The organism is Megalodesulfovibrio paquesii (assembly GCF_054653055.1).
The window spans coordinates 208,636-228,342 of record NZ_BAAIGQ010000006.1; the positions used below are offsets into that span (position 1 = coordinate 208,636).

Annotated in this window: 15 protein-coding genes, 1 tRNA gene and 1 riboswitch; of the genes, 8 read left to right on the plus strand and 8 right to left on the minus strand. The window is 62.5% G+C overall.

The window, feature by feature from the left end:
- The first annotated feature begins 63 nt into the window (after nucleotides 1-63).
- Entirely contained in the window at nucleotides 64-1,014 is a 951-nt protein-coding gene (locus ACYQ00_RS13785) for an NAD-dependent epimerase/dehydratase family protein (RefSeq protein WP_460032720.1), read from the plus strand.
- Nucleotides 1,015-1,046: 32 nt separating this feature from the next.
- Here the strand turns inward: ACYQ00_RS13785 and ACYQ00_RS13790 are convergent, their stop codons facing one another.
- Both ACYQ00_RS13790 and ACYQ00_RS13795 read right to left on the minus strand, forming a co-directional pair.
- On the minus strand, nucleotides 1,047-2,126 hold the full coding sequence (locus ACYQ00_RS13790) for a DUF6765 family protein (RefSeq protein ID WP_460032721.1): 1,080 nt from the start codon (nucleotides 2,124-2,126) through the stop codon (nucleotides 1,047-1,049).
- Between the two features lie 243 nt (nucleotides 2,127-2,369).
- Nucleotides 2,370-2,588: a hypothetical protein gene (locus ACYQ00_RS13795; protein WP_460032722.1), complete on the minus strand. Its 219-nt coding sequence runs from the start codon at nucleotides 2,586-2,588 to the stop codon at nucleotides 2,370-2,372.
- A gap of 194 nt (nucleotides 2,589-2,782) precedes the next feature.
- Nucleotides 2,783-2,961, plus strand: a riboswitch (FMN riboswitch).
- A gap of 153 nt (nucleotides 2,962-3,114) precedes the next feature.
- Between ACYQ00_RS13795 and ribB the strand changes: the two genes are divergently transcribed.
- Entirely contained in the window at nucleotides 3,115-3,804 is a 690-nt protein-coding gene (gene ribB / locus ACYQ00_RS13800; RefSeq protein WP_460032723.1) for a 3,4-dihydroxy-2-butanone-4-phosphate synthase, read from the plus strand.
- 129 nt (nucleotides 3,805-3,933) lie between these two features.
- Here ribB and ACYQ00_RS13805 read toward each other — a convergent pair whose 3' ends face one another.
- From ACYQ00_RS13805 to ACYQ00_RS13815, 3 genes are all read right to left on the minus strand, one after another.
- Nucleotides 3,934-4,398, minus strand: a complete 465-nt coding sequence (locus ACYQ00_RS13805) for a hypothetical protein (RefSeq protein ID WP_460032724.1) — start codon at nucleotides 4,396-4,398, stop codon at nucleotides 3,934-3,936.
- A gap of 178 nt (nucleotides 4,399-4,576) precedes the next feature.
- A complete protein-coding gene (locus ACYQ00_RS13810) occupies nucleotides 4,577-5,071 on the minus strand; it encodes a hypothetical protein (protein ID WP_460032725.1) in 495 nt (164 codons plus the stop codon).
- Nucleotides 5,072-5,333: 262 nt separating this feature from the next.
- Entirely contained in the window at nucleotides 5,334-7,508 is a 2,175-nt protein-coding gene (locus ACYQ00_RS13815; RefSeq protein ID WP_460032726.1) for an ATP-dependent helicase, read from the minus strand.
- A 462-nt stretch (nucleotides 7,509-7,970) separates the two neighbouring features.
- Between ACYQ00_RS13815 and ehuB the strand changes: the two genes are divergently transcribed.
- The 3 genes from ehuB to ACYQ00_RS13830 all read left to right on the plus strand — a co-directional run bounded on the left by ehuB (nucleotide 7,971) and on the right by ACYQ00_RS13830 (nucleotide 13,881).
- Nucleotides 7,971-8,846: an ectoine/hydroxyectoine ABC transporter substrate-binding protein EhuB gene (gene ehuB / locus ACYQ00_RS13820; protein ID WP_460032727.1), complete on the plus strand. Its 876-nt coding sequence runs from the start codon at nucleotides 7,971-7,973 to the stop codon at nucleotides 8,844-8,846.
- Entirely contained in the window at nucleotides 8,843-11,782 is a 2,940-nt protein-coding gene (locus ACYQ00_RS13825) for a PAS domain S-box protein (RefSeq protein WP_460032728.1), read from the plus strand. The genes ehuB and ACYQ00_RS13825 overlap by 4 nt, the downstream gene beginning before the upstream one ends.
- A 65-nt stretch (nucleotides 11,783-11,847) precedes the next feature.
- Nucleotides 11,848-13,881 carry a methyl-accepting chemotaxis protein gene (locus tag ACYQ00_RS13830; RefSeq protein WP_460032729.1) on the plus strand — a complete coding sequence of 678 codons (2,034 nt, stop codon included), beginning with the start codon at nucleotides 11,848-11,850 and terminating at the stop codon, nucleotides 13,879-13,881.
- A 66-nt stretch (nucleotides 13,882-13,947) separates the two neighbouring features.
- Here the strand turns inward: ACYQ00_RS13830 and ACYQ00_RS13835 are convergent, their stop codons facing one another.
- A complete protein-coding gene (locus ACYQ00_RS13835; protein WP_460032730.1) occupies nucleotides 13,948-15,285 on the minus strand; it encodes an alkaline phosphatase family protein in 1,338 nt (445 codons plus the stop codon).
- 205 nt (nucleotides 15,286-15,490) lie between these two features.
- Between ACYQ00_RS13835 and ACYQ00_RS13840 the strand changes: the two genes are divergently transcribed.
- Nucleotides 15,491-15,856, plus strand: a complete 366-nt coding sequence (locus ACYQ00_RS13840; protein WP_460032731.1) for a hypothetical protein — start codon at nucleotides 15,491-15,493, stop codon at nucleotides 15,854-15,856.
- A gap of 186 nt (nucleotides 15,857-16,042) precedes the next feature.
- A tRNA-Leu gene (locus tag ACYQ00_RS13845) sits at nucleotides 16,043-16,128 on the plus strand.
- Nucleotides 16,129-16,275: 147 nt separating this feature from the next.
- On the opposite strand, the gene ACYQ00_RS13850 is transcribed toward ACYQ00_RS13845, so the two are convergent.
- On the minus strand, nucleotides 16,276-17,217 hold the full coding sequence (locus ACYQ00_RS13850; protein WP_460032732.1) for a DMT family transporter: 942 nt from the start codon (nucleotides 17,215-17,217) through the stop codon (nucleotides 16,276-16,278).
- Nucleotides 17,218-17,405: 188 nt separating this feature from the next.
- A complete protein-coding gene (locus tag ACYQ00_RS13855) occupies nucleotides 17,406-18,356 on the minus strand; it encodes a sulfite exporter TauE/SafE family protein (protein ID WP_460032733.1) in 951 nt (316 codons plus the stop codon).
- A 195-nt stretch (nucleotides 18,357-18,551) separates the two neighbouring features.
- On the opposite strand from ACYQ00_RS13855, the gene ACYQ00_RS13860 reads away from it, so the two are divergent.
- Nucleotides 18,552-19,679, plus strand: a complete 1,128-nt coding sequence (locus ACYQ00_RS13860; RefSeq protein WP_460032734.1) for a TOBE domain-containing protein — start codon at nucleotides 18,552-18,554, stop codon at nucleotides 19,677-19,679.
- Nucleotides 19,680-19,707 lie beyond the last annotated feature (28 nt).

Sequence of the window (19,707 nt, forward strand, 5' to 3'; positions counted from 1 at the left end):
TCTTAAAGAAAGGTATCCCCCCAGCTTCTCCACCGACGTTCTTAACACCTGGAGCACAGACGTATGCACATTCTTGTAACGGGCGGACTGGGGACCGTGGGGGCGTGCCTGGTGCGCATGCTGCGCGAGGCCGGGCACCGGGTGCTCAGCCTGGACCAGTACCTGCAGCCGGACCAGCACGCCTTCAGCCTGCGGCCGGACCGGGAGGAGCCTGGCTATGTTCGCGCGGACCTCGGCGAATTCCGCCAGCTGGAGCGCGTGTTTTCCACGCTTGGCCCGTTTGATCTGGTCTACAACTGTGCTGCGGAATTCGGCCGCTGGAACGGCGAGGATTATTACGAGACGCTGTGGCGGACCAATGTCATCGGCACCAAGCACCTGATCCGCCTGCAGGAGGAGCGGGGCTTTCGACTGGTACATTTCTCGTCCTCGGAAGTGTACGGCGATTATCCGGATCTGATGCTCGAGCCCGTCCTGGACGAGCACCCCATCCGGCAGATGAACGACTACGCCATGACCAAGTGGGTCAATGAGATGCAGCTCAGGAACTCGGCGGAGCTGTTCGGGACCGAGCATGTGATCATCCGGCTGTTCAACACCTATGGCCCCGGCGAGTGGTACAGTCCATACCGGTCCGTGAACTGCCGCTTTCTGTACTGCGCCCTGCACGGGCTGCCGTTCACGGTGTTTCGCGGGCACAGCCGGACGTCCACGTATCTGGAAGACACGGTCCGGGCCCTGGCGCGGGTGGCGGAGAATTTTATCCCCGGCGCGGTGTACAACGTGGCCGGGACCACGCTGCACACCATCGAGGAACTGGCCGAGGCGGTGCTGGAAGTGACTGGCGCCCCGGCCGCGCTGGTGCAGTTCAAGGAAAGCGAGCACCTGACCACCACCCGCAAACTGGTGGACGCCGCCCGAGCCCGCGCCGAGCTGGGCCTGACCGAAACCGTGGACATGCGCGAAGGCCTTAGGCGGACGGCGGCCTGGATGCGGCAGGCGTATGGGGTGTGAGAAGCGGAATACTTTCGGTTCCCGTAGCTGCTTCAAGCGATGGAGATGCGGTACGTTGGCAACAGACGGCGGACAACAAAATTGAGGTGATCGTGCGCTGCGAGGGCGAACAGGTAGCCTGGAACATCAAAAAGAGCCGAAGAGTCTTTGCCTTCCTGCAGTGATTCCAGTTGCTCCAACCACTTTTCCCCTGGATATTCCGGAATGTTGAAGGATGAACCCGTAATCTCGCCCTTGCGAGCCTTGTCCGTCCATTGCGAGATTCGTGATTCTTTATTGCCCTGGTAACGGATGATGGAATTGATGCTGGCCTCAATATCCCGAAATTCTGGAGAGGCGTGCGCAGTCCGGGCGAATGAGGCGTCGGCAGCGAGCACCTTCTTGAAGAATTCAAAGATGTGTTCGCAGGCTTCCATATATGTCTGGGGGTTGTCGCGTCTTCCACTTGCCCGGCCATCCTCGTAGTCAAATTCCCAGACGAGGTAAGGACGATCTGGGTAGGTTGCCACGCCGCCATGCCCCAAGGCGCCGGATATACATTCTGCCGCGGTGGACTTGATGTTGTCGATGAGAGTGGTGCCCTCGTTCTTGAAAAAAGCCATGGCTTTATTGAGGATATACTGCCTGATTTGCCCGTCAAGGTTGTGTAATCGGATGGAGGTGTTGTCAACTTGGTTGCGGCGCGAGCTGACGCCGGAGAAGCCGTAATGGGCAAACGTATCGGCGAATACGTGTGTGGCGATTCCAATTCGATGGAGCCAATACGGTGCATTTTTTTCGCTGATGGCTCGTTCAAACATTTCTCTCGCAATGGGACTGTTGCGTTGGCAGACAAGCCGTTCAGTAAAATCGCTGCCATTGTTGCCGGGAATAAAATGAAACGGAACCCACACCTCGCGCTGGTCGTCCCTGTCGATATTGCGGATAGAGGCGGTATGGTGTGCAGTTGCAATGCCGGTAAATTGTCCGGCATCTCTGAAAGAGACGGGCATGCTATATGCGAAGTCGTCCACAAGTTGTGATGATGTTGCGATAATGCTGGCGACGTCTTCTCGCAGGCCGGCAGCGAATGCCAAGGCGTACATTCCATAATAATGCATGTCGATTTGCATGACAGTACCGTCACTTTGATAGGGTTGGCTCAAAAATGTCTGAATAGTCCGTATGGATAATGGATACGATGAATTAGGATAATTAAAAAAAGAAATGTATTGACTGGATTAACAATGAGCAGGCGGCCTCCACAAACAAAGGAAGCCGCCACAGCTCATGCGAATCGCCCTTGCACCCTGAAACAACAGAGGAATCGCTCAAAAAAGTCAGGGCGAATGGAGTGGGCCACCAGCCGCCAGCACCTACGCCCCCTGTTTGATCAGCGCTGCGGCGCGGTCGGTCTGATTGGGAAAAAGATCCGATGGAGTCTTCTCCCGGCCGAGGGACTTGCAGACCATGAAGCGGGCGCAGGCTTCGAAGTCCCCAAGACAATACGATTTTTTGAGCAGGGCGGCGGTGCCGGGCTTGTTGGCCATCTTGTCGTTGAAGAAAATGCACTTTTCGATGTTCACGCAAGGCATGGTGCTCCCCCCGGGAAATGTGTTTGTCGCGAGCATACCACGCCTTGGGTTCAGGATGGAAGCATCATTTGGATCTATTTGCGGGGTGGATTGTGTTTGGCCGTTGGTTCGGCAGGGGGCGTGTGGGAAGGCGGGGGATCGTTGCCGCGCACTTAGCCTTGACAACGCCACCCCTCCTGACGCATGCATTCCCCACTTATTCTCAGGGCGGGGTGCAATTCCCCACCGGCGGTATTCCGGGCGCGGCGACTGGCGCTGCCCCGGAGAGCCCGCGAGCGCCTTGGACCGTCTCCCCGTGGGAGGGGCCAAGGGTCAAGCAGATCTGGTGCAACGCCAGAGCCGACGGTAACAGTCCGGATGAAAGAGGATAAGGCGGCCGCCTGCCTGCAAGATTTGCACGATCTGCAGGGGACGTCTTGTGGTGCGCGTTCTGGTGGGCGCGTGGTGCGCGACGTGTCCGGTGCACGGCAGGGGCTGTCTTGCTTCGTGCCCTGATTCTGGCCTTTTGACCGTGAGGAAAGCGCCCATGAATCAGACGCTGTTGGATCGTTTCGGAAATTCCCGGCAAAGAATGGAACGCGCCCTGGCCGTGCTGGCCCAGGGGGGTGGCGTGCTTGTGGTGGATGACGAATACCGCGAGAATGAAGGGGATCTCATCTTCCCGGCCCAGACGCTCACCAACGCCCAGATGGCCATGCTCATCCGCGAGTGCAGCGGCATTGTCTGCCTGTGCCTGACGGATGAGAAGGTCCGCGCCCTGGAGCTGCCCATGATGGTGCAGGACAATTCCAGCCGCTATCAGACGGCCTTTACCGTGAGTGTGGAGGCCGCCGAGGGAGTGACCACCGGCGTGTCCGCGGCGGACCGCGTGCGGACCATCCAGGCCGCCATCGCCGAAGACGCCACCCCGGCCAGCCTGCGCCGGCCCGGCCATGTCTTCCCCCTGCGGGCCAGACCCGGCGGCGTGCTGGAACGCCGCGGTCACACCGAAGCCACCGTGGATCTGATGCGCCTGGCCGGCCTGGCTCCCTGCGGCGTACTCTGCGAACTGACCAACCCCGACGGCACCATGGCCCGCACCCCGGAAATCGTGGCCTTTGCCGAACGGCACGGCATGCTCGTCCTCACCGTGGAGGACGTGGCCGCCTACCGGCTGGCAATGGAGCAGACGACCCAGGGTGATCTGGCGCCACAGGGCGAGGCCGCGGCGGCGTAATCACTGAACATATTGCAATTGTTGGAATCGATCTCATCCAGCGCGGAGGATGCGCTTCGCGCTGGATGGGGTTGGCTGAAAATGCCTGGAGCTGTGAAGCCGCGACCGGCCCTGTGGTGACGCCGCGGCTCAGTCCTCCAGCGTCAGCCCCCATTCCAGCAGCCGGTACACCACCCCCACCCAGGCCACAGCCGCCACCGCGGCAAGGGCCAGAGGCAAATCGAACCCGAACCGTTGGAAGAAGTGCTCGCTGAGTTTTCCTGTCATGATGATTGCGGCCACGCATACCATGAACCAGCCCGGTGAGATTTCTTGAAACGGGAACCTGCCCATATTGGAGAAGCCTGCAAGCCACACGAGCCCTCTCGCCAGGGATGAAACATCGGCGTATTTCTCGGAGAATACATTAACCAAACCAAACTGCATGAAAAATGTGCTAAAAATGACAATGAACCATGGGGTTGAAAGGAACGGTAAAGATCCAATCCAAAACAGTGCAGCCTCCCATGCAACCAGATGATACAGTTTTTTTCTAGTCACGCGACACTCCGCATTGGGAAGAGGAGAAAGAAAGCAGCTGTCCACGCCCACCATACCATCCTCCGCCAATATCAACCCCTAATTCCCAATCGATTGACAGTGTTAATGTGTTGCCCAATTCAAATCGACTGATGCTGGGGCCGGCACCGAAAACCGCGCTGAGAACTTCGACATTGGCCCATCCTTCCATAGCATGAAACGGGGTCTTTAGTTTTTTATAATCTCCTGAAATTTAAAAAGAAGCCGTGAATTTAGATGCGCTTACGGGAAACTTTGAAAAACCTAGACCAGCAAGAAAGGCCTGATATACACCTCGATACACATATCCCCTGAAAGAGTGTGCATCGATTCTTTCTGTGGGGATACAGCCTGTTGAGACATTGCAGCGCAGTTGCACCATATTGGCCAGTTTTCCCACCGACGCCATGGTGCAATCCGCAAAGATCGTGGTGTCCACTTCCGGATACCACAAGTCCTCCAACGGCGTCGCCTCGGCAGCCTGCGTCGCGCTCCCACTGGTGCCGGCGACACGCTGCAGCCGGCAGTTGCAGTTCGGGTGCGGCCGGCCGGGGATGTCTCCGAGGGTATATTTGCGGCCGTCCCGCGCCGTGCAGACCACGCAAACGCCTGGGCCCGACTTCCATTGCCATTGTTGTAACGGATTATTTTTATAGAACGCCAGTTCGGCTTCTGTCAATAACGGGGGACCAAACCCCTGCGCTGCCATGGCGCGCTCCTTGGGCCTGTGCTTTTGGGGCTATCTTTCCGGGGAGGCTCTGGATCGACAAACGGTCCCAGATGCGGCAGGCAAATCCAAGGGGGAAGCCCTTCCGGCGGAGGGGCGTGGCGAAGGGGCGTGGCGAAGGGCGCACGACTGTAACGCAGCACCGCCGGATGCGGCGGGCGCGCTGCGGGCTCGCGGGGAGGGAAGGCGTGGGAGGGGAAAGGTGGGGGGAAGGGGGATGTGGAAAGAAAACGCGAGGAGCCCCTCACTCCTCGCGCTCAAGATATTCCGCCAGAATCACCTTCAGCCCGAAATTCGGGAAATTGACGCGGTATTTGTCCGGCGGCAGGTGCTGAACGAGCTTGCCGCGGCCGAACACCTTGTGCGTGCACCAGCCTAGATCCGCGGGTTTGGGTTGGGCGGACTTGAGCACCGGCGGCGCGGCGCTGGGGATGGCGGCCGACCCCTGGCGCGGGGCCGGGGATGATCCCGCATACGACGACGACTGCTCGCGGGCGATGCCACCCCATTTGGAAAGCGCGCCGTTGTAGCCCTCGCGCCATTCCTCGAACACCTCCACGCCCATCTCCCGCAAGAACGGGCTGGCCACGGCCGGTTCGGAAATGCTTTGCCCGCGTTTGTAAATGGACGTGGGCACATAGAGGCACAGCTCGTCCCGGGCCCGGGTGCAGGCCACGTAGAGCAGGCGGCGTTCCTCTTCAAAATCCTCGGCCTTGACCATGGCCTGACGGGAGGGGAAGCGGTCTTCCACCAGATCGATAATGTGCACGGCCTTCCACTCCAACCCCTTGGCGGAATGGATGGTGGAGAGGCAGACTGCCGGCTCGCCCTCGGCTTCGGCCTGATCCGGGTTTTCCAGGTGCAGGTCGGCCAGGAACTGCCCGGCGTCCTCGTAGCCGGCGGCAATCTGGGCCAGCTCCTCCAGGCCGGTGCGGCGACGGGGGTGGTCGTCGGGGTGCAGGCGTTCCAGGATGGGCTGATAGAATTCCAGGATCTGCTCCAACAGAGGCGCGGGCGCAGGCGGCGCGGTCCGCAGGCGATCCAGCAGTTCCAGCATTTCCTTGACCAGCGGATGCTTGCCGGCGATTTTGGCGCTGGCTTTGGCGTCCCCGGCCATCAGGGCGTTGAAGAGATTGGTGGCCGTCTTGGGGCCCACGCCTTCGGCCTGGGCCAGGATGCGCTGCATGGCCGGCATGTCCGCAGGGTTGACCACCACGCGCAGGTAGGCCAGGGCGTCCTTGATGTGCGCGGCCTCGGTGTACTTGAGACCGCCGTACTTCTTGAAGCGCACGCCGGCGCGGTTCAGGGCCACTTCCAGGTGATAGGAATGGTAGCCGGCGCGGAAGAGCACAGCCACCTCGCCCGGCCCGTACTCCCGGCTCTGGCGGAGGATCTCCTCGCACACAAGCTGGGCCTGGGTGCGGTCGGACAGGGGGCGGACCAGCCGGGGCGTGGGGCCTTCGTGCCGGTCGCTGAAGAGGTGCTTGCGGAACTGGGCCGCGGCTTGCGAGAGGATGGCGTTGGTCAGGTCCAGGATGGGCTGGGTGGAGCGGTAGTTCTGCTCCAGCTTGACCAGCCGCGCGCCGGGGTGGCGGTCGGGAAAGGTCAGGATGTTGGAGACGTTGGCCCCGCGGAAGGCGTAGATGGACTGTGCGTCGTCGCCCACGGCCATGACGTTGCCGCCCTGGCCGGCCAGCAGCATCACCAGCCGGTCCTGCACCAGGTTTGTGTCCTGATATTCATCCACCATCACATGGCTGAAGCGCTCCCGGCAGCGGGCCAGGGCCTCTGGCGTCTCGCGAAAGAGTGCTTCCAGGCCGAAGAGCAGGTCATCGTAATCCAGCAGGCCCTTTTCGCGGCGGAAGGCCGCGTAGGCCGTGCAGATCTCCTGCATGGCCCCGGTATAGCTGATCAGATGGAAGCTCTCCTGCTTGATGACTTCTTCCAGGGAGAGTTCCTTGTTCCGGGCCTTGGAATAGTGGTCCAGAATGGTGCCGACCTTGGGGAAGGAGCGGTCGCCCTTGCCCAGGCCGGCGTCGGCCTTGAGCTCGCGCAGCACGGCTTCGGCGTCGGAGCGGTCCATGAGGGTGCAACGGTCCGGGAACCCCGGGGGTGGCGTGCGCCGGAGGACGCTGTAAGCGAAAGCGTGGAAGGTGCCGCCCTGCACGCCGTGCAAGGCCCCGGCGCCGTGGCCCAGGAGCTGGCCGGCACGGTGGAGCATTTCCTGAGCGGCCTTGCGGGTGAAGGTCAGCAGCAGGATGCGCTGCGGCGGCACGCCCTGCTGGGTCATGTACGCCAGGCGGTAAACGATGGTCCGGGTCTTGCCGCTGCCGGCCCCGGCCAGGACCAGCACCGGGCCGTCCACGGTGCGCACGGCCTCCCACTGGGCGGGATTGAGATGGGATTCGTAGTCTATCAAGGGGTTGCAACCTTGTGGCAAGTCGGATGGAGGCTGGATGCCCGCAACAGGCGGAAATGAGGCAGCCCCTGGATGCCAGCTGCAGACGCAGGGGTCAAGTTTCCCCCCTCAACCGGCAATAATATCGTGGGATAAATAGTTGCTTGATCTTTGGTCCAAAACGCTGCAGAAAAGAGTATCAGTATATCCCTCATGTGTGGCCCGCGCTTGGTTGATAGAGGCAAAGGCCTTGATCGATTGAGTATATTAATGAATGGTGTGAGGGGCCGCACGTAACAGATACCCGGCAAGGAGCACGTCATGGGGGGGATTCATGAACGAGCGACAGCGGTCATCTGGCAGGAGGGAGCCTTGGGGGTTGCGGAACGTTCGGGCAGGCCGCGGGCACGAGGGCCGCGGGGGTCTCTGTTTCGGTTGGACACCTTCCGGCCACCGGTAGCCGAGGGGCTCTCCTGGTCCAGCATGCGCCGACTGCTGGTCTTTGGCGTGTGCATCCTGCTATGCGCGGCGGTTGCCGCGGGCAGCGTCTGGCTGCTGAGCGCCCGCCCCTGGGACAGATCCCTGGCCCGTCTGGTGGATTCGGGTGTCATCCGTATCGGGTACGCCATTGAACCTCCGTACGCATTCTTGCGCCCCGATGGCGACGTCAGCGGCCAGGCCCCGGAGCTGGCCAAGCGAATTGTCCAACGCCTCGGCATCGAACAGATTGAGTGGCGGGTTTCGGAATTCGGGTCGCTGCTTTTCGAGCTGGAAGATGGACATATCGATGTCATCGCCGCGGGGATGTTTATCACTCAGGCTCGCGCCAGGCGCGTGCGTTTTTCCAATCCTTCGTTCCGGGTGCGACAGGCCCTGCTTGTGACCAAGGGCAACCCGCACGGCCTGCATTCGTATGAGGAAGTCGTTCAACGCCCGGAAATCATGCTGGCCGCCCTGACAGGCTCTGTAGAAGCCGCGCTTCTGAGTCGGTTGGGCGTACAGGAGTCCCAGCTGGTGCTGGTCCCCGACGCCGCAACCGGGCTGGCCGCCCTGGACGCCGGGCTTGTGGACGGCCTCGCCCTCTCCTCGCCAGCCATCGACTGGATGATCCGGCACGATCAGACTGGCCGCCTCGACCGTGCACAGCCTTTTGTGCAACCCCTCCCGGCGGAATTCCGCCTGCTCGGCTACGGTGGCTTTGCCTTTCGCACCAATGACCGCGCCCTTGTGGATGCCTGGAATACGGAACAGAAGCATCTGTTGGATTCACGCGACTTCTGGGTGCTGATGCAGGAATTCGGCTTTACCAGCGAGGAACATCCCGGGGACCTCCAGTTTGAGGATATTGTGGCGCCATGACCGTCTCTTCCTCCCACCAATCATTCCGCTGGCTTCGCGGTCTGCAGCATCGGCAGCCGGAAGTGTGGGGCACCGTGCTGCTGTGTGCGCTCATCTGCGTGGCGATCTTTTACCTGCACAAGCAACAGCTGGACAGCTTGTCCCGGGCCTCCCTGGAGTTGAAGACCCTCCGGATCGCCCGGGTGGAACTCGCCCGCGGCATGCTGGCCGTGCATCTGGCCAATCGAAATGCCACCTCCTATCAGGGGGAGCTTGGCGTGGCCCTGCTCAACCAGGCAATGCAGGGGCTGCGACGGGAAGATGATCCTGTCCTGCAACGGGCAGTTGCGGACTTCGAGGACAAGCTCCGACAGCTGACAAACGCAACGCTCCCTCGGGAAGCCAGCGAGACCGGCCTGCGCATCGCCTACCACGCCCTCGACCGGGAGGCGGAATATACAGATGCCCAGGCCAGCCAGGGGATTGCCGCCCTGCGCAGTCGGACAACCAGGGAGTTTTGGGGCGCATTGGCTGTTTCCGCGATGCTCATGGCCGGCGTCGTGGGGCTGGCCATGCTGGCCGGCCGGGCCAGAAGGCAGGCAGAGGCTGCCCGCCGGGATTTGGCCAGACGTCATGAAACCACACTGCGCAGCATTGGGGATGGCGTCATTGTGGCCGATGCCTCCGGCCGTGTGGAGCTGCTGAACCATCAGGCCGAGCAACTCACCGGCTGGGCCGACTCCGAAGCCAGGGGCAGGCCGCTGGCAGAGGTGTTTCATCTGGTGCCGGAGGTCCAGGCGCGCTGGGTTGGCGGGAATGGCCAGAGCGAGGCTGCAGTGGTGCGGGAGCGTCTGGCCGTGCAGGCCATGTTGCTTTCGAAAGACGGCTCCCGCTGGCCCGTGGAGCAGACGGTGGCGGCCATCCGCAATGACGCCGGCCGGGTGACCGGCTCGGTGCTGGTGTTCCGGGACCGGACCGAGGAGCGTCGCTTCCAGCAGGCGCTGGCAGAGAGCGAGCAACACTACCGCACCCTGGCCAACAGTGGCAGTGCGCTCATCTGGACCTCGGACACGGACAAGCTCTGCAATTATTTCAACGAGCCATGGCTCCGCTTTACCGGCCGCACCCTGCGGGAGGAACTGGGGTACGGCTGGGCCGAGGGCGTGCATCCTGATGACTTGCAACGCTGCGTGGATATTTACACCCAGGCTTTTGATCGGCGCGACTCTTTTTCCATGGAATACCGCCTCATGCATGCAAGCGGTGAATATCGCTGGATTGTGGACACCGGCGCCCCCCGGTACAGCGTGCACGGCGAGTTCTTGGGATACATAGGCCACTGTCTGGACATCTCCGAACGCAAGCAGGCGGAAGTGGACCTGCGGGAAAGCGAAGCCCGGTTCAGGACCCTGGCCGACAGCGCGCCAGAGGGCATCTTCATTCAGCTCGCCGGACGGTTCGCCTATCTCAATCATGCTGCCACCCGCATGCTGGGGGCGGCTGCCCCTGAGGAGCTGCTGGGCACAAGCGTGGTGGACTCGTTTCATCCTTCCTGTCGTCCACTGGTGCAGGAGCGGATCAGAATGTTGAACGAGGAAAGCCGACTGGCCCCACCTGCGGAAGAGTTGCTGCAGCGGTGCGACGGCACCACGCTGGAGGTGGAGGTGACCGCAGTGCCCTTTGCCTTGCCCGGAGAACAGGGCGGGAAAGGGGCATTGGTGTTCTTTCACGAAATCGGCAGCCTTAAACGTGCGGCCGAAGAGATGCGCAAGGCCAAAGAGGTTGCCGAATCCGCCAACCTGGCCAAATCCGAGTTTCTGGCCAACATGAGCCATGAAATCCGCACCCCCCTGAATGGCGTGCTGGGCATGCTGCAGTTGCTGGGCACCACACCGCTTTCGCAGGAACAGCAGGAGTACGTGCGCACAGCCATCCAGGCCTCAAGACGGCTGACCAACCTGCTGTCGGATCTGCTGGATCTGTCCCGCATCGAATCCGGTAAGCTGAGCCTGCAGGAAGCAGAATTCGATGTGGCCGGGGTGCGGGAATCGGTCCTGGGGCTGCTCTCCCTGACCGCCCAGGAAAAGGGGCTGGACCTGCGCTTTGACTGCGACCCCGCCATGCCGGATATCCTCATGGGTGACGAAGCCCGGCTGCGGCAGATTCTGTTCAATCTGGTGGGCAATGCCATCAAGTTCACGGACAAGGGCAGCGTGCGCGTCACCATGCAACCCACCCCCGGCCGGTGGGCAGGCACCACGCGGGTGCTGTTTACCGTGGAGGATACGGGGATCGGCATTTCAGACTCATTGCTCAAAACCATCTTCGAGCCATTTTCCCAGGCCGAAGCCGCCTACTCCAGGCGGTTTCAGGGCGCCGGCCTGGGGCTGGCCATCGTGCGCAAGCTGGTCGCCCTGCTGGGCGGGGAGTTGTGCATTGATTCCTCCGAGCAGGGCGGCACCATGGTGTACGTGCTGTTGCCGTTCAAACAGGTCCGTTCGCGGGCGCTGGCGCCCGAGGAGTCCGCAAGGCAGCAAGCCTCCCTGATCCGGGAGCAGGACGACGACGCACACGGGGTGCGCATTCTGTTTGTGGAAGATGATGAAGTGAATTCCCTGGCCGGAGTCAAGCTTCTGGAAAAACTGGGGTACGAGGCCACACCGGCCATGAACGGCCAGGAGGCTCTGGCGCTCCTGGCTGCCAGGGAGTTCGATCTCATCCTCATGGATGTGCAAATGCCCGTCATGGACGGGATTGCCGCCACAAAAGCCATTCGCGATCCTGACGTCTTCGGGATGAAGGCCGCCGTGCCCATCATCGCCATGACCGCCTACGCCATGACCGGAGACCGGGACCGCTTTCTCGCTGCCGGCATGGACGAGTATATCGCAAAGCCGGTGGAAGTGAACGCCCTGGTGGCCACCATGCACCGTGTTCTGGGAAGAAGACCCCACTGATGCTGCAGAGGCTCCGCAGCACCGGAGACTGCATCACCAAAGTATAACCGGGAGGGGGAGGAGGCATGACACTGCGATTGCGATTGCTGTTCACCATGGCGGCCCTGCTGGCAGTTTCGGGGGCCATGATGGGGGCGACGGCCTGGAAGGCGTCCAGGCAGCACGATGATGGCGTGGTCATCAACCTGGCAGGGCGCCAGCGGATGCTCTCGCAAAAAATAGCCAAAGAGGCACTTTTTGCTGCCAATGCCGCATCCCTGACCCAGATGGCAGGCGAAAAGCTGGAACGCTCCATCAGGGTGTTTTCCCAGACGTTACAGGCGCTTCGCCAATCCGGCCTTGCGCCCATCACACTTGACCCTGCCGGGCCGGCGCGCCATATCCCGCCACCCTCCGCTGTGGTTGCAGAACAGCTGCAGCGGGTGGCGACGCAGTGGGAACGTTATGTTCCTCTGGTCCAGGCCATAGTCCAACACAACCAGACGGTTTCTCCAGAGAGCTTCCTGGACGCCAGTGACAGGATCAATCAGGAAATGGACAAAGCTGTATCCATGATGCAGGCCGAGTCCGAAGACAACGTTCAGGATCTGTTGTTCATCCAACTGGGGCTGTTGTTCCTGGGCATCATGATTGCCGGAGGGCTGTGCCTCACCACCCACACTTCGGTGATTCTGCCCCTGCGGCAGCTGGTGCGGTTTGCCCAGCAGGTGGGAGCGGGGGAGTTGTATTCCGACTGCCGGGCAAACGCACCAGGGGAACTTGGTGAACTGGGCACCGCCATGATGAAAATGCGCGATGACCTGCGCAACAAGTTTGGCTTTTCCCAAGGGGTGCTGCGCGGGCTGTCGGACGCTTTCCCCTTCATTGTGTTCGACATGCAGGGCAAAGTGACCCACTGCAATGCGCACGCCCTGGAATTGTTCGGAAAAACCGGCACCCCGGCCTCGCACGAAGGCAAGACTGCCAGCGAGTTCTTTTATGGCGCTCCGGGGCACAAAACGACTTCCATGCAGGCAGTGCAGGAAGGCCGTCAGGTGCAGATGGAAATTGACTACCATCGAAACGATGGCAAAGGGGTGCATGTGCTCGTCAGCTCCAACCCCATCCTGGGGTTGCAGGGCGAGCCGCTGGGGGTGTTCTCCATCTATTACGACCTGACAAAAAGCCATGAGCAGGAGTTGCAGCTCAAGGAGCAGACGGTTCGTCTGCTGGAACTGGCCGGCCAGACGGATCAGATTGCCAAGGCTGTGGGCCTGGCCTCGGTGCAGTTGGGGGAGTTGGTTGCCCAGGCCAGCGGCGATGCCCGACGGCAGAGTGAGCTGGCTGCCGATACGGCCGAGGCCATGCAGTCCCTGGATCATCATGCCAGGGAGGTCGCCAGCAATGCCGTTGCCTCGGCAAAAGAGGGCGATGTGGCCTTGCGGAATGCTGCCATGGGCGAACAACATACCCGGGATGTGGTGGCAGCCATCGACAACATCAATAACCTTGCCGAAGGGCTGCGCGCGGGCATGGAATCCCTGGGCGCACAGGCTGGGGAGATTGGGGCCATCATCACTGTGATTGAGGATATTGCCGATCAAACCAATCTGCTGGCCCTGAACGCCGCCATCGAGGCGGCCCGCGCAGGCGAAGCCGGCCGCGGTTTTGCCGTGGTGGCCGACGAGGTGCGCAAGCTGGCGGAAAAAACCATGGCCGCCACCAAAAACGTGGCCGGAGCCATTCTGGCCATCCAGCAAGGGGTCAGCGCCAACCAGACAGCCACGCAACAGGCCGCGGCGCGTATCCAGGGCTGCACGGCCCTTTCCGAGTCTTCCCGGCAGGCGATTCAGGCCATTGTGGCTGCAGTGCGACGCAATACGGAACAAGCATCCACCATTTCCTCCTTGGCCCAGGAGCAGGTGCATGCCAGCGCACAGGTCTCCCAGTCGTTGGATACGGTGCAAAGCGTTTCACAGCGCACGCTCCAGGCCATGCAGAAGGCCAGCGGTCAGGTGCAGGAGCTGGGCAATCAGATGCAGGAGCTGGGCCGACTCATCGAATGCCTGCGCAAACAGCAGACTGAGGACTGCCGGCTGGGAACAGAGGCGGCCCGGTAGGACGGGGACGCGCCGGCCGGCGTTGAATAATGGGACTGCCGGCCGGCGCTCGCGAGCAATGAGAGGTCAGGCAAAGGACTCCAGCAACAACCGCCCCACGTCCCGCATGCGGCGCGGCCGGGTGGCGTCGCCTTCTCCAGCCAGGGAGTCAAAAAAGATCGCCCCGCGTGCAGTGTGCATACCCTGGCGGCCGTAGTGCCCGAAGAGTTCGGAACGGTCGAACTTGGCCTTCAAATCCACACCCACCCGACTCAGGCAGACCAGATCCGGCCGGGCCGGGCTGGAGTCGCCGGGGTACAGTTCGCGTCCGAGAAAGACCTCTTCCATCACTGGCTGGCCATTCCAGCACTGGGCCTTGAGCCCGGCGCGCAGGCGTTCCAGCAGGCCGGCCTCTTCCTCGGGAGCCACGCTGCCGCGAGCATACACGCCACGCCGGTGCAGGTAGATGCGGCCGGGATCCAGAGCAAAAGCCGTGCTCTCGGGCCGGATGACGGTGGCGTCCAATGGCGAGGCTGGCGCCCGGTCTTCCAGGCGCAAAAAGCCGTGAGTCCGCAGCCAGGCGTTGACGTCGAATTCCGTTTCCAGCGGCGCAAATCCATGGTCGGCCACGGTCAGCACCCGCGCCGGTCTGGTCAGGCCCGGCAGGCCGTTGGCCAGCTGGAAGAATTCACCAACGGCGGCGTCCCAGTCTTCCAAAAACCGTACGCAGGCCGCGTGCCAGGGATGCCCGGCGTCCAGCACCGCCGGCAGCAGGAAGTGGAAGAGGCGGTCGGTTTCTGTAAAGACGCAGCACATGCAGTCGAAATCACCTGGGGCCAGGAAGCGTTGCATCAGGTACCGCCGGCCGCGCAGGGTCTCGTGCAGCTGACCCAGCAGATAGGCCGGATCGCCCGCACCGCGCAGGGTGTCGGCTTCGATGCGATACCCCACCTGCCGCAACTCCGCGGCCAGCTCTTTTGGATAGACGGCGGTGTCCAGGGAGGGTGAAACAAAGCCGGCCAGGAGGGTGCCCTGAAACTTCGGCCCTGGCCGCACGGGCCACAATCCCGGCAGGTTGAGCACGCGGCAGGTCAGGCCACGCTCGCCCAGGCGGTCAAATACCGTGGGCACGCGCACCTGACGGGAATCGCCGATGCCGATGGCGTACGCGGCGGGGTTGAAGGTGGTGAAGCCGTACACACCGTGCCCTTCCGGCCCCTCGCCTGTGGCCACGGAGGTCCAGTTGACCGGGGAGAGTTCGGGCAGTTCGGCGTCCACCGTGCCGGTGCGGGAATCCTGGCACAGGGCGGCCATGTTCGGAGCCCGGCCAGTGGCGGCAATGGCCTGGGCAATGTCCAGGGCCAGACCGTCCAGGCCGAGAAGGATGACGCGATCGCGGGGGGTGGGGGTGACGGAGTTCTGCATCTGCGCGACATAGCACGTCGCCCCGCTGCTGACAAATGGTGCGTTGGCCGAATCCTCTGCCAGGGAAAAACGGCCAACGCGAGGCCGTCAAATTGACGCCGCGCGCCGGCCTGTGTACAACCAGCCCGTCGTCTCGGGCAACCCATCGCGCAACGGCTGCAAGCCCGGCCGCGCATCGGGCGCAACGCCCGGAAAGGACTGGCCCATGTCCGCACTCAATTGCCACGTGTTTGGAACATTGATGTACAGTCAGTCCATCTCCTACCATGAATTGCAGGAGGTGGAGCAGGACCTCATGGTGCAAATCCAGGACGTGCTCAACGGCTACGGTGCCGCGCACCTGGATTTCTGGGGCTACGGGGATCTGCTGCGGTTGGAGTTTGCGCTGGAAGATTTTGACGCTGAGACACTGGGAGACTGCTGCCGCGATCTGGCGGCTCTGCTGCCGGATGGCGTTTCCGGCCGCATGCTGGGCATCGACAAAAACATGAAACACGCGGCGGCATTCGGGCTCTGGCCCGGGAACATCCGCCAGGAGACCCTCGACCTGCGCGCCCTGGTGGGAGGATAATCACGCAAGGCTGCCCTGGCCGCGCCATCGCCATCAAGTCGAAACCGCAGCTGGATCGCGATAACATCGCAACCATACCGCCCTAATATCGCAGCAGAACCGCAGCCTTGATCGCAATTGAATCGTAATACAGAAAGAGTCAGAATCGCAACAGCATCGCAATATTATCGAGACTCGTACCACCGTGCCCGAGTGGCGAAATGGCAGACGCAAGGGACTTAAAATCCCTGGGCCGCAAGGCTGTGCGGGTTCAAGTCCCGCCTCGGGTACCAAGAATTAACACGATCAATCGGCAGAATTATGGTGTGGTATGACCCCATTGTGATCCCGGATTTTTCGCCGGAGCAAATGGGGCATTTCGTAAGGGGGCGGCCTGCGATGGCCAGCATGCAATCGCCCCAATGCCCTGCGCTTCCTGCCTACCCCTTCGCCTCCGCAGGCTTCATTCTGCGCATGTTTGTCAAGGCCACGCCGGCCAGCACCAGCAAACCGCCGGCGATGACTGAGAGCTCCAGGTGCTCGTGCAGCAGCAATACGCCCATCACAGCCGCAGAGACGGGCACAAAGTTGATGAACACCGCAGCCCTTGATGGGCCGATGGCCTGCACCCCCTTGTAAAACCAGACAAATCCCAGGCCGGTGCCCAGCGCCCCCAAGAAAAGCACGCTGGACCAGCCGGTGATGCTGAGCCGCGCCAGCTGCGCCGGCAAATCTTCCGCCAGGGAGAAGGGCAGCAGCATGAGCATGCCGAGCACGCAGGAGATGGTCACCGTCTGTAAGGCGGAGAGTCGTCCCAGCACGGTTTTGCCCAGGAGCGTGTAAGAGGTCCAGGAAAGCACGCAGCCGAGGATGGCCAGCTCGCCGAAGCCGACATCCCCCACCAGCAGCGCGGCCGGGTTGCCGTGCCCGATGACCGTGGCTGCTCCCGTCAGACACAACACCACACCGGTGATTTTCGCTGGGGTGAGGGGTTCCTTGAAAAACAGGCGCGAAAGCAGGGTGATGGCCACAGGGTTGATGGCCACGATCAGCGCCGCGCGGCCGGCTGGCACGGTCTTCAATCCGGTCAAAAATAAAATATTGTAAGCGAATACACCTGTGGCCCCCAGCCCCAGCAGCGGCAGGAGCAGGGAACGGCTGATCCGCGGCAGGCGGCGTTCCTGCCAGAGCAGCACGGCCAGCAAGACGACGGAGGCCGCCAGAAAGCGCAGGAGCGCGCCGGTAAATGGCGCCACCTCCTGGCTGAGCAGCCGCCCGGCGATGAACGTGCCGCCCCAGATGATGGCCGTCAGGAACAGGGTGCAGGAGGTCAGTACTTCCTTGAGCGGGAAGGCTCCGGCCTGGTTATTGGCGTGAGGCATGGTGCTCTCCTCTTGCGAGAGGCTGTTCTGCCGGCTGGCTGGCGGGGGCCGCCTGTTGTCGGAAACGCGGAACGGCGTCTTCCAGAAGGAAGACGCCGAACACATGGTGCCGTGCAGTGGCAAGGACAATGCCCCTGATGCAGGCGGCTGGCAAGCCCTGTGGGCTCCTGGTGGTATAACCACCGGGGTTACATCAAAAATTCTCCCAGATACTTCAGGGCCAGAAAGAGAATCAGGCCGCTGAGCATCCACTTGATGCGCCGCGCCGGCACGTGCTTCTGGCACAGCGCGCCCAGGTACATCCCGACCATCCCGCCCAGACCGAAGAGGATGCCAAGTTTCCAGTCCGGAGCCACGGAGAGCTGGGGATACAGCGGCGCGATGAGCTGGTAAAACACCACGCCGGCCACGGAGGTGACGAAAGTCCCCATGAGCGCGGCCCCGGCCACCGTGTACACGGGCAGGCGATAAAACGAGACCAGGAAGGGCGCGATGATGGCGCCGCCGCCGATGCCGTACACCCCACCCACCACGCCAACAATGGCCGCCAGCGCCAGCAGCCCCAGGGTGGGCGCAGTGTGCATCTCGCCGTAGAATTCGTAGCAGACGACCCGCCAGGTGAACTGCTTCACGCAGGCTGCGGGCAGGGGCTGCCCTTGTGCGCCGGCCTGACGCTCGCGGTGGGCCCTGGCCAGTTCCTGGAAGCGTTGCTCGCTGCTTTTCTTCTCTTGCCCGGCCTGCCCCTTGCGCAGCAGATCCCGCATCAGCCGCCAGCCAATGTACAGCAGCACCAGGGCGGCAAAGGCCTTGAACTGCGAGGGGTCGGGCAGGTAGGCCACGCGAATCACCGCGCCCAGCAGCACGCCGGGCAGGGTCCCGGCCACCACAATCCAGGTCAGGGGCCAGACCATCCGGCCTTCGCGGATGTACCGCAACACGCCGCTGGGGATGGCCACAATGTTGAATAGCTGGTTGGTCGAACTCACGGACGGGCTGGTGTATCCCAGCACGCTCATCTGGAAGGGCAGGAGCAGAAACGCGCCGGACACCCCGCCCATGGAGGTGAAAAACGAGATGACGCAGGCCACCAGCGGCGGCACAAAGGGTGACACTTCAATGTTGGCGGTCTGGAACAACATAGGCGCCTCCAGGGCTGACCTGTTCTGATCTGTTCCGGCGAGGCGGTGGCCTCCTTACTCTGCAGGCAAAGAATACGAGGTCTTTCCTGAAATGTCACGAGTTTTTTATTATTCGTGTGAATATTTTCTTGCTGGCCAGGATACAGTATGCCTATGGTATGCATGTTCCGTGTCCGGCTGTTCATTGGGAGCCATATGAAATCATTATCAAAGTCTACGATGCCCGCCCCGCCACAGGCTGCCTCGTCGCAGGCCGCCTCGCTGCTGGATGGCGCGCAGGTGCCCGAGGGCGTGAAATACCTGGACCAGACCCAGCTGGCCGCCCTGACCGCTGCCTTTGAGGACTGGTACAAATCCACCAGAGGCGAAGCCACCCGGCGGGCGCGCGGCCGGGTCTGGTGCCTGTTTCTGATCCTGCGCTACACCGGAGCCCGGCTGCAGGAAACGTTGGATCTGGATGATCGGACCGACGTGGATCTGGCCAGGGCCGTGGTCCGCTTTCGGGGGGCGGAACATGGCGACGGCGACGCGCCCGGCGATGCCGGCCAGAACGCCCGCGAGGTGGAGCTGCCCCGCGAGGCCGCGCAGGAACTGGCCGCGTATCTGGAAGATCCGGCCCAGGCCGAGGGGCGGGGGGCGGTGTTTCGCATGGACCAGGGCCACGTCCGCCGCAAGTTCCAGGAGGTCGGCGAGCGTGCCGGCCTGCCGCGCGAGCTGGCCAATCCCACGGCCCTGCGGCGTTCACGGGCCATTGAGCTGCTGCAGGGCGGCATGCCCCTGCCCATTGTGCAGCAGGTTCTGGGGCAGGGCACGGCAAATCTGGCCGCCAGCCTGCTGGAGTTTTCCGATGAAGCCACCCGCCGCATCCTGGGCGAGCATCTCCGGCGCGAGAATGCCCGACGCATGAGCGCGCGCAATACCTTCTTCGGCCAGGTGGCCCGCATTCGGTCCGGGGACATCCAATCCGAAGTGGAGCTGACCACCCTGGGCGGGTACCCGGTCTATGCCGTCATCACCAATGGCAGCGTGCGCAGCATGCAGTTGCGTCCGGGGCGCTATGCCACGGCCATCGTCAAGGCGCCCTGGGTGGCCCTGGCCCGGGGGGACGCCTCCCCGCAGTCCAGCGCGGCCAACCGGTTTGCCGGCGTGGTCCGCCAGGTGCAGGCCGGGGACATGTGCACGGAAGTGGTGGCCGAGCTGGCGGACGGCCTGCAGGTATGCGCCATCATCACCAACGACAGCGCCGCGGCTCTGGAACTCGCCCTGGGGGCGCGGCTGTGGGTGATGTTCGACGCCTTTGCGGCCATTCTGCTGGCAGACTGACCGGCCTCCCGCCTCCTGCGGTCATCGC

Coding starts and splice junctions, on each gene's coding strand:
- ACYQ00_RS13785 (WP_460032720.1), top strand. CDS start 64: ATGCACATTCTTGTAACGGGCGGACTGGGGACCGTGGGGGCGTGCCTG.
- ACYQ00_RS13790 (WP_460032721.1), bottom strand. CDS start 2,126: ATGCAAATCGACATGCATTATTATGGAATGTACGCCTTGGCATTCGCT.
- ACYQ00_RS13795 (WP_460032722.1), bottom strand. CDS start 2,588: ATGCCTTGCGTGAACATCGAAAAGTGCATTTTCTTCAACGACAAGATG.
- ribB (WP_460032723.1), top strand. CDS start 3,115: ATGAATCAGACGCTGTTGGATCGTTTCGGAAATTCCCGGCAAAGAATG.
- ACYQ00_RS13805 (WP_460032724.1), bottom strand. CDS start 4,398: ATGGTGGGCGTGGACAGCTGCTTTCTTTCTCCTCTTCCCAATGCGGAG.
- ACYQ00_RS13810 (WP_460032725.1), bottom strand. CDS start 5,071: ATGGCAGCGCAGGGGTTTGGTCCCCCGTTATTGACAGAAGCCGAACTG.
- ehuB (WP_460032727.1), top strand. CDS start 7,971: ATGCGCCGACTGCTGGTCTTTGGCGTGTGCATCCTGCTATGCGCGGCG.
- ACYQ00_RS13825 (WP_460032728.1), top strand. CDS start 8,843: ATGACCGTCTCTTCCTCCCACCAATCATTCCGCTGGCTTCGCGGTCTG.
- ACYQ00_RS13830 (WP_460032729.1), top strand. CDS start 11,848: ATGACACTGCGATTGCGATTGCTGTTCACCATGGCGGCCCTGCTGGCA.
- ACYQ00_RS13835 (WP_460032730.1), bottom strand. CDS start 15,285: ATGCAGAACTCCGTCACCCCCACCCCCCGCGATCGCGTCATCCTTCTC.
- ACYQ00_RS13840 (WP_460032731.1), top strand. CDS start 15,491: ATGTCCGCACTCAATTGCCACGTGTTTGGAACATTGATGTACAGTCAG.
- ACYQ00_RS13850 (WP_460032732.1), bottom strand. CDS start 17,217: ATGCCTCACGCCAATAACCAGGCCGGAGCCTTCCCGCTCAAGGAAGTA.
- ACYQ00_RS13855 (WP_460032733.1), bottom strand. CDS start 18,356: ATGTTGTTCCAGACCGCCAACATTGAAGTGTCACCCTTTGTGCCGCCG.
- ACYQ00_RS13860 (WP_460032734.1), top strand. CDS start 18,552: ATGAAATCATTATCAAAGTCTACGATGCCCGCCCCGCCACAGGCTGCC.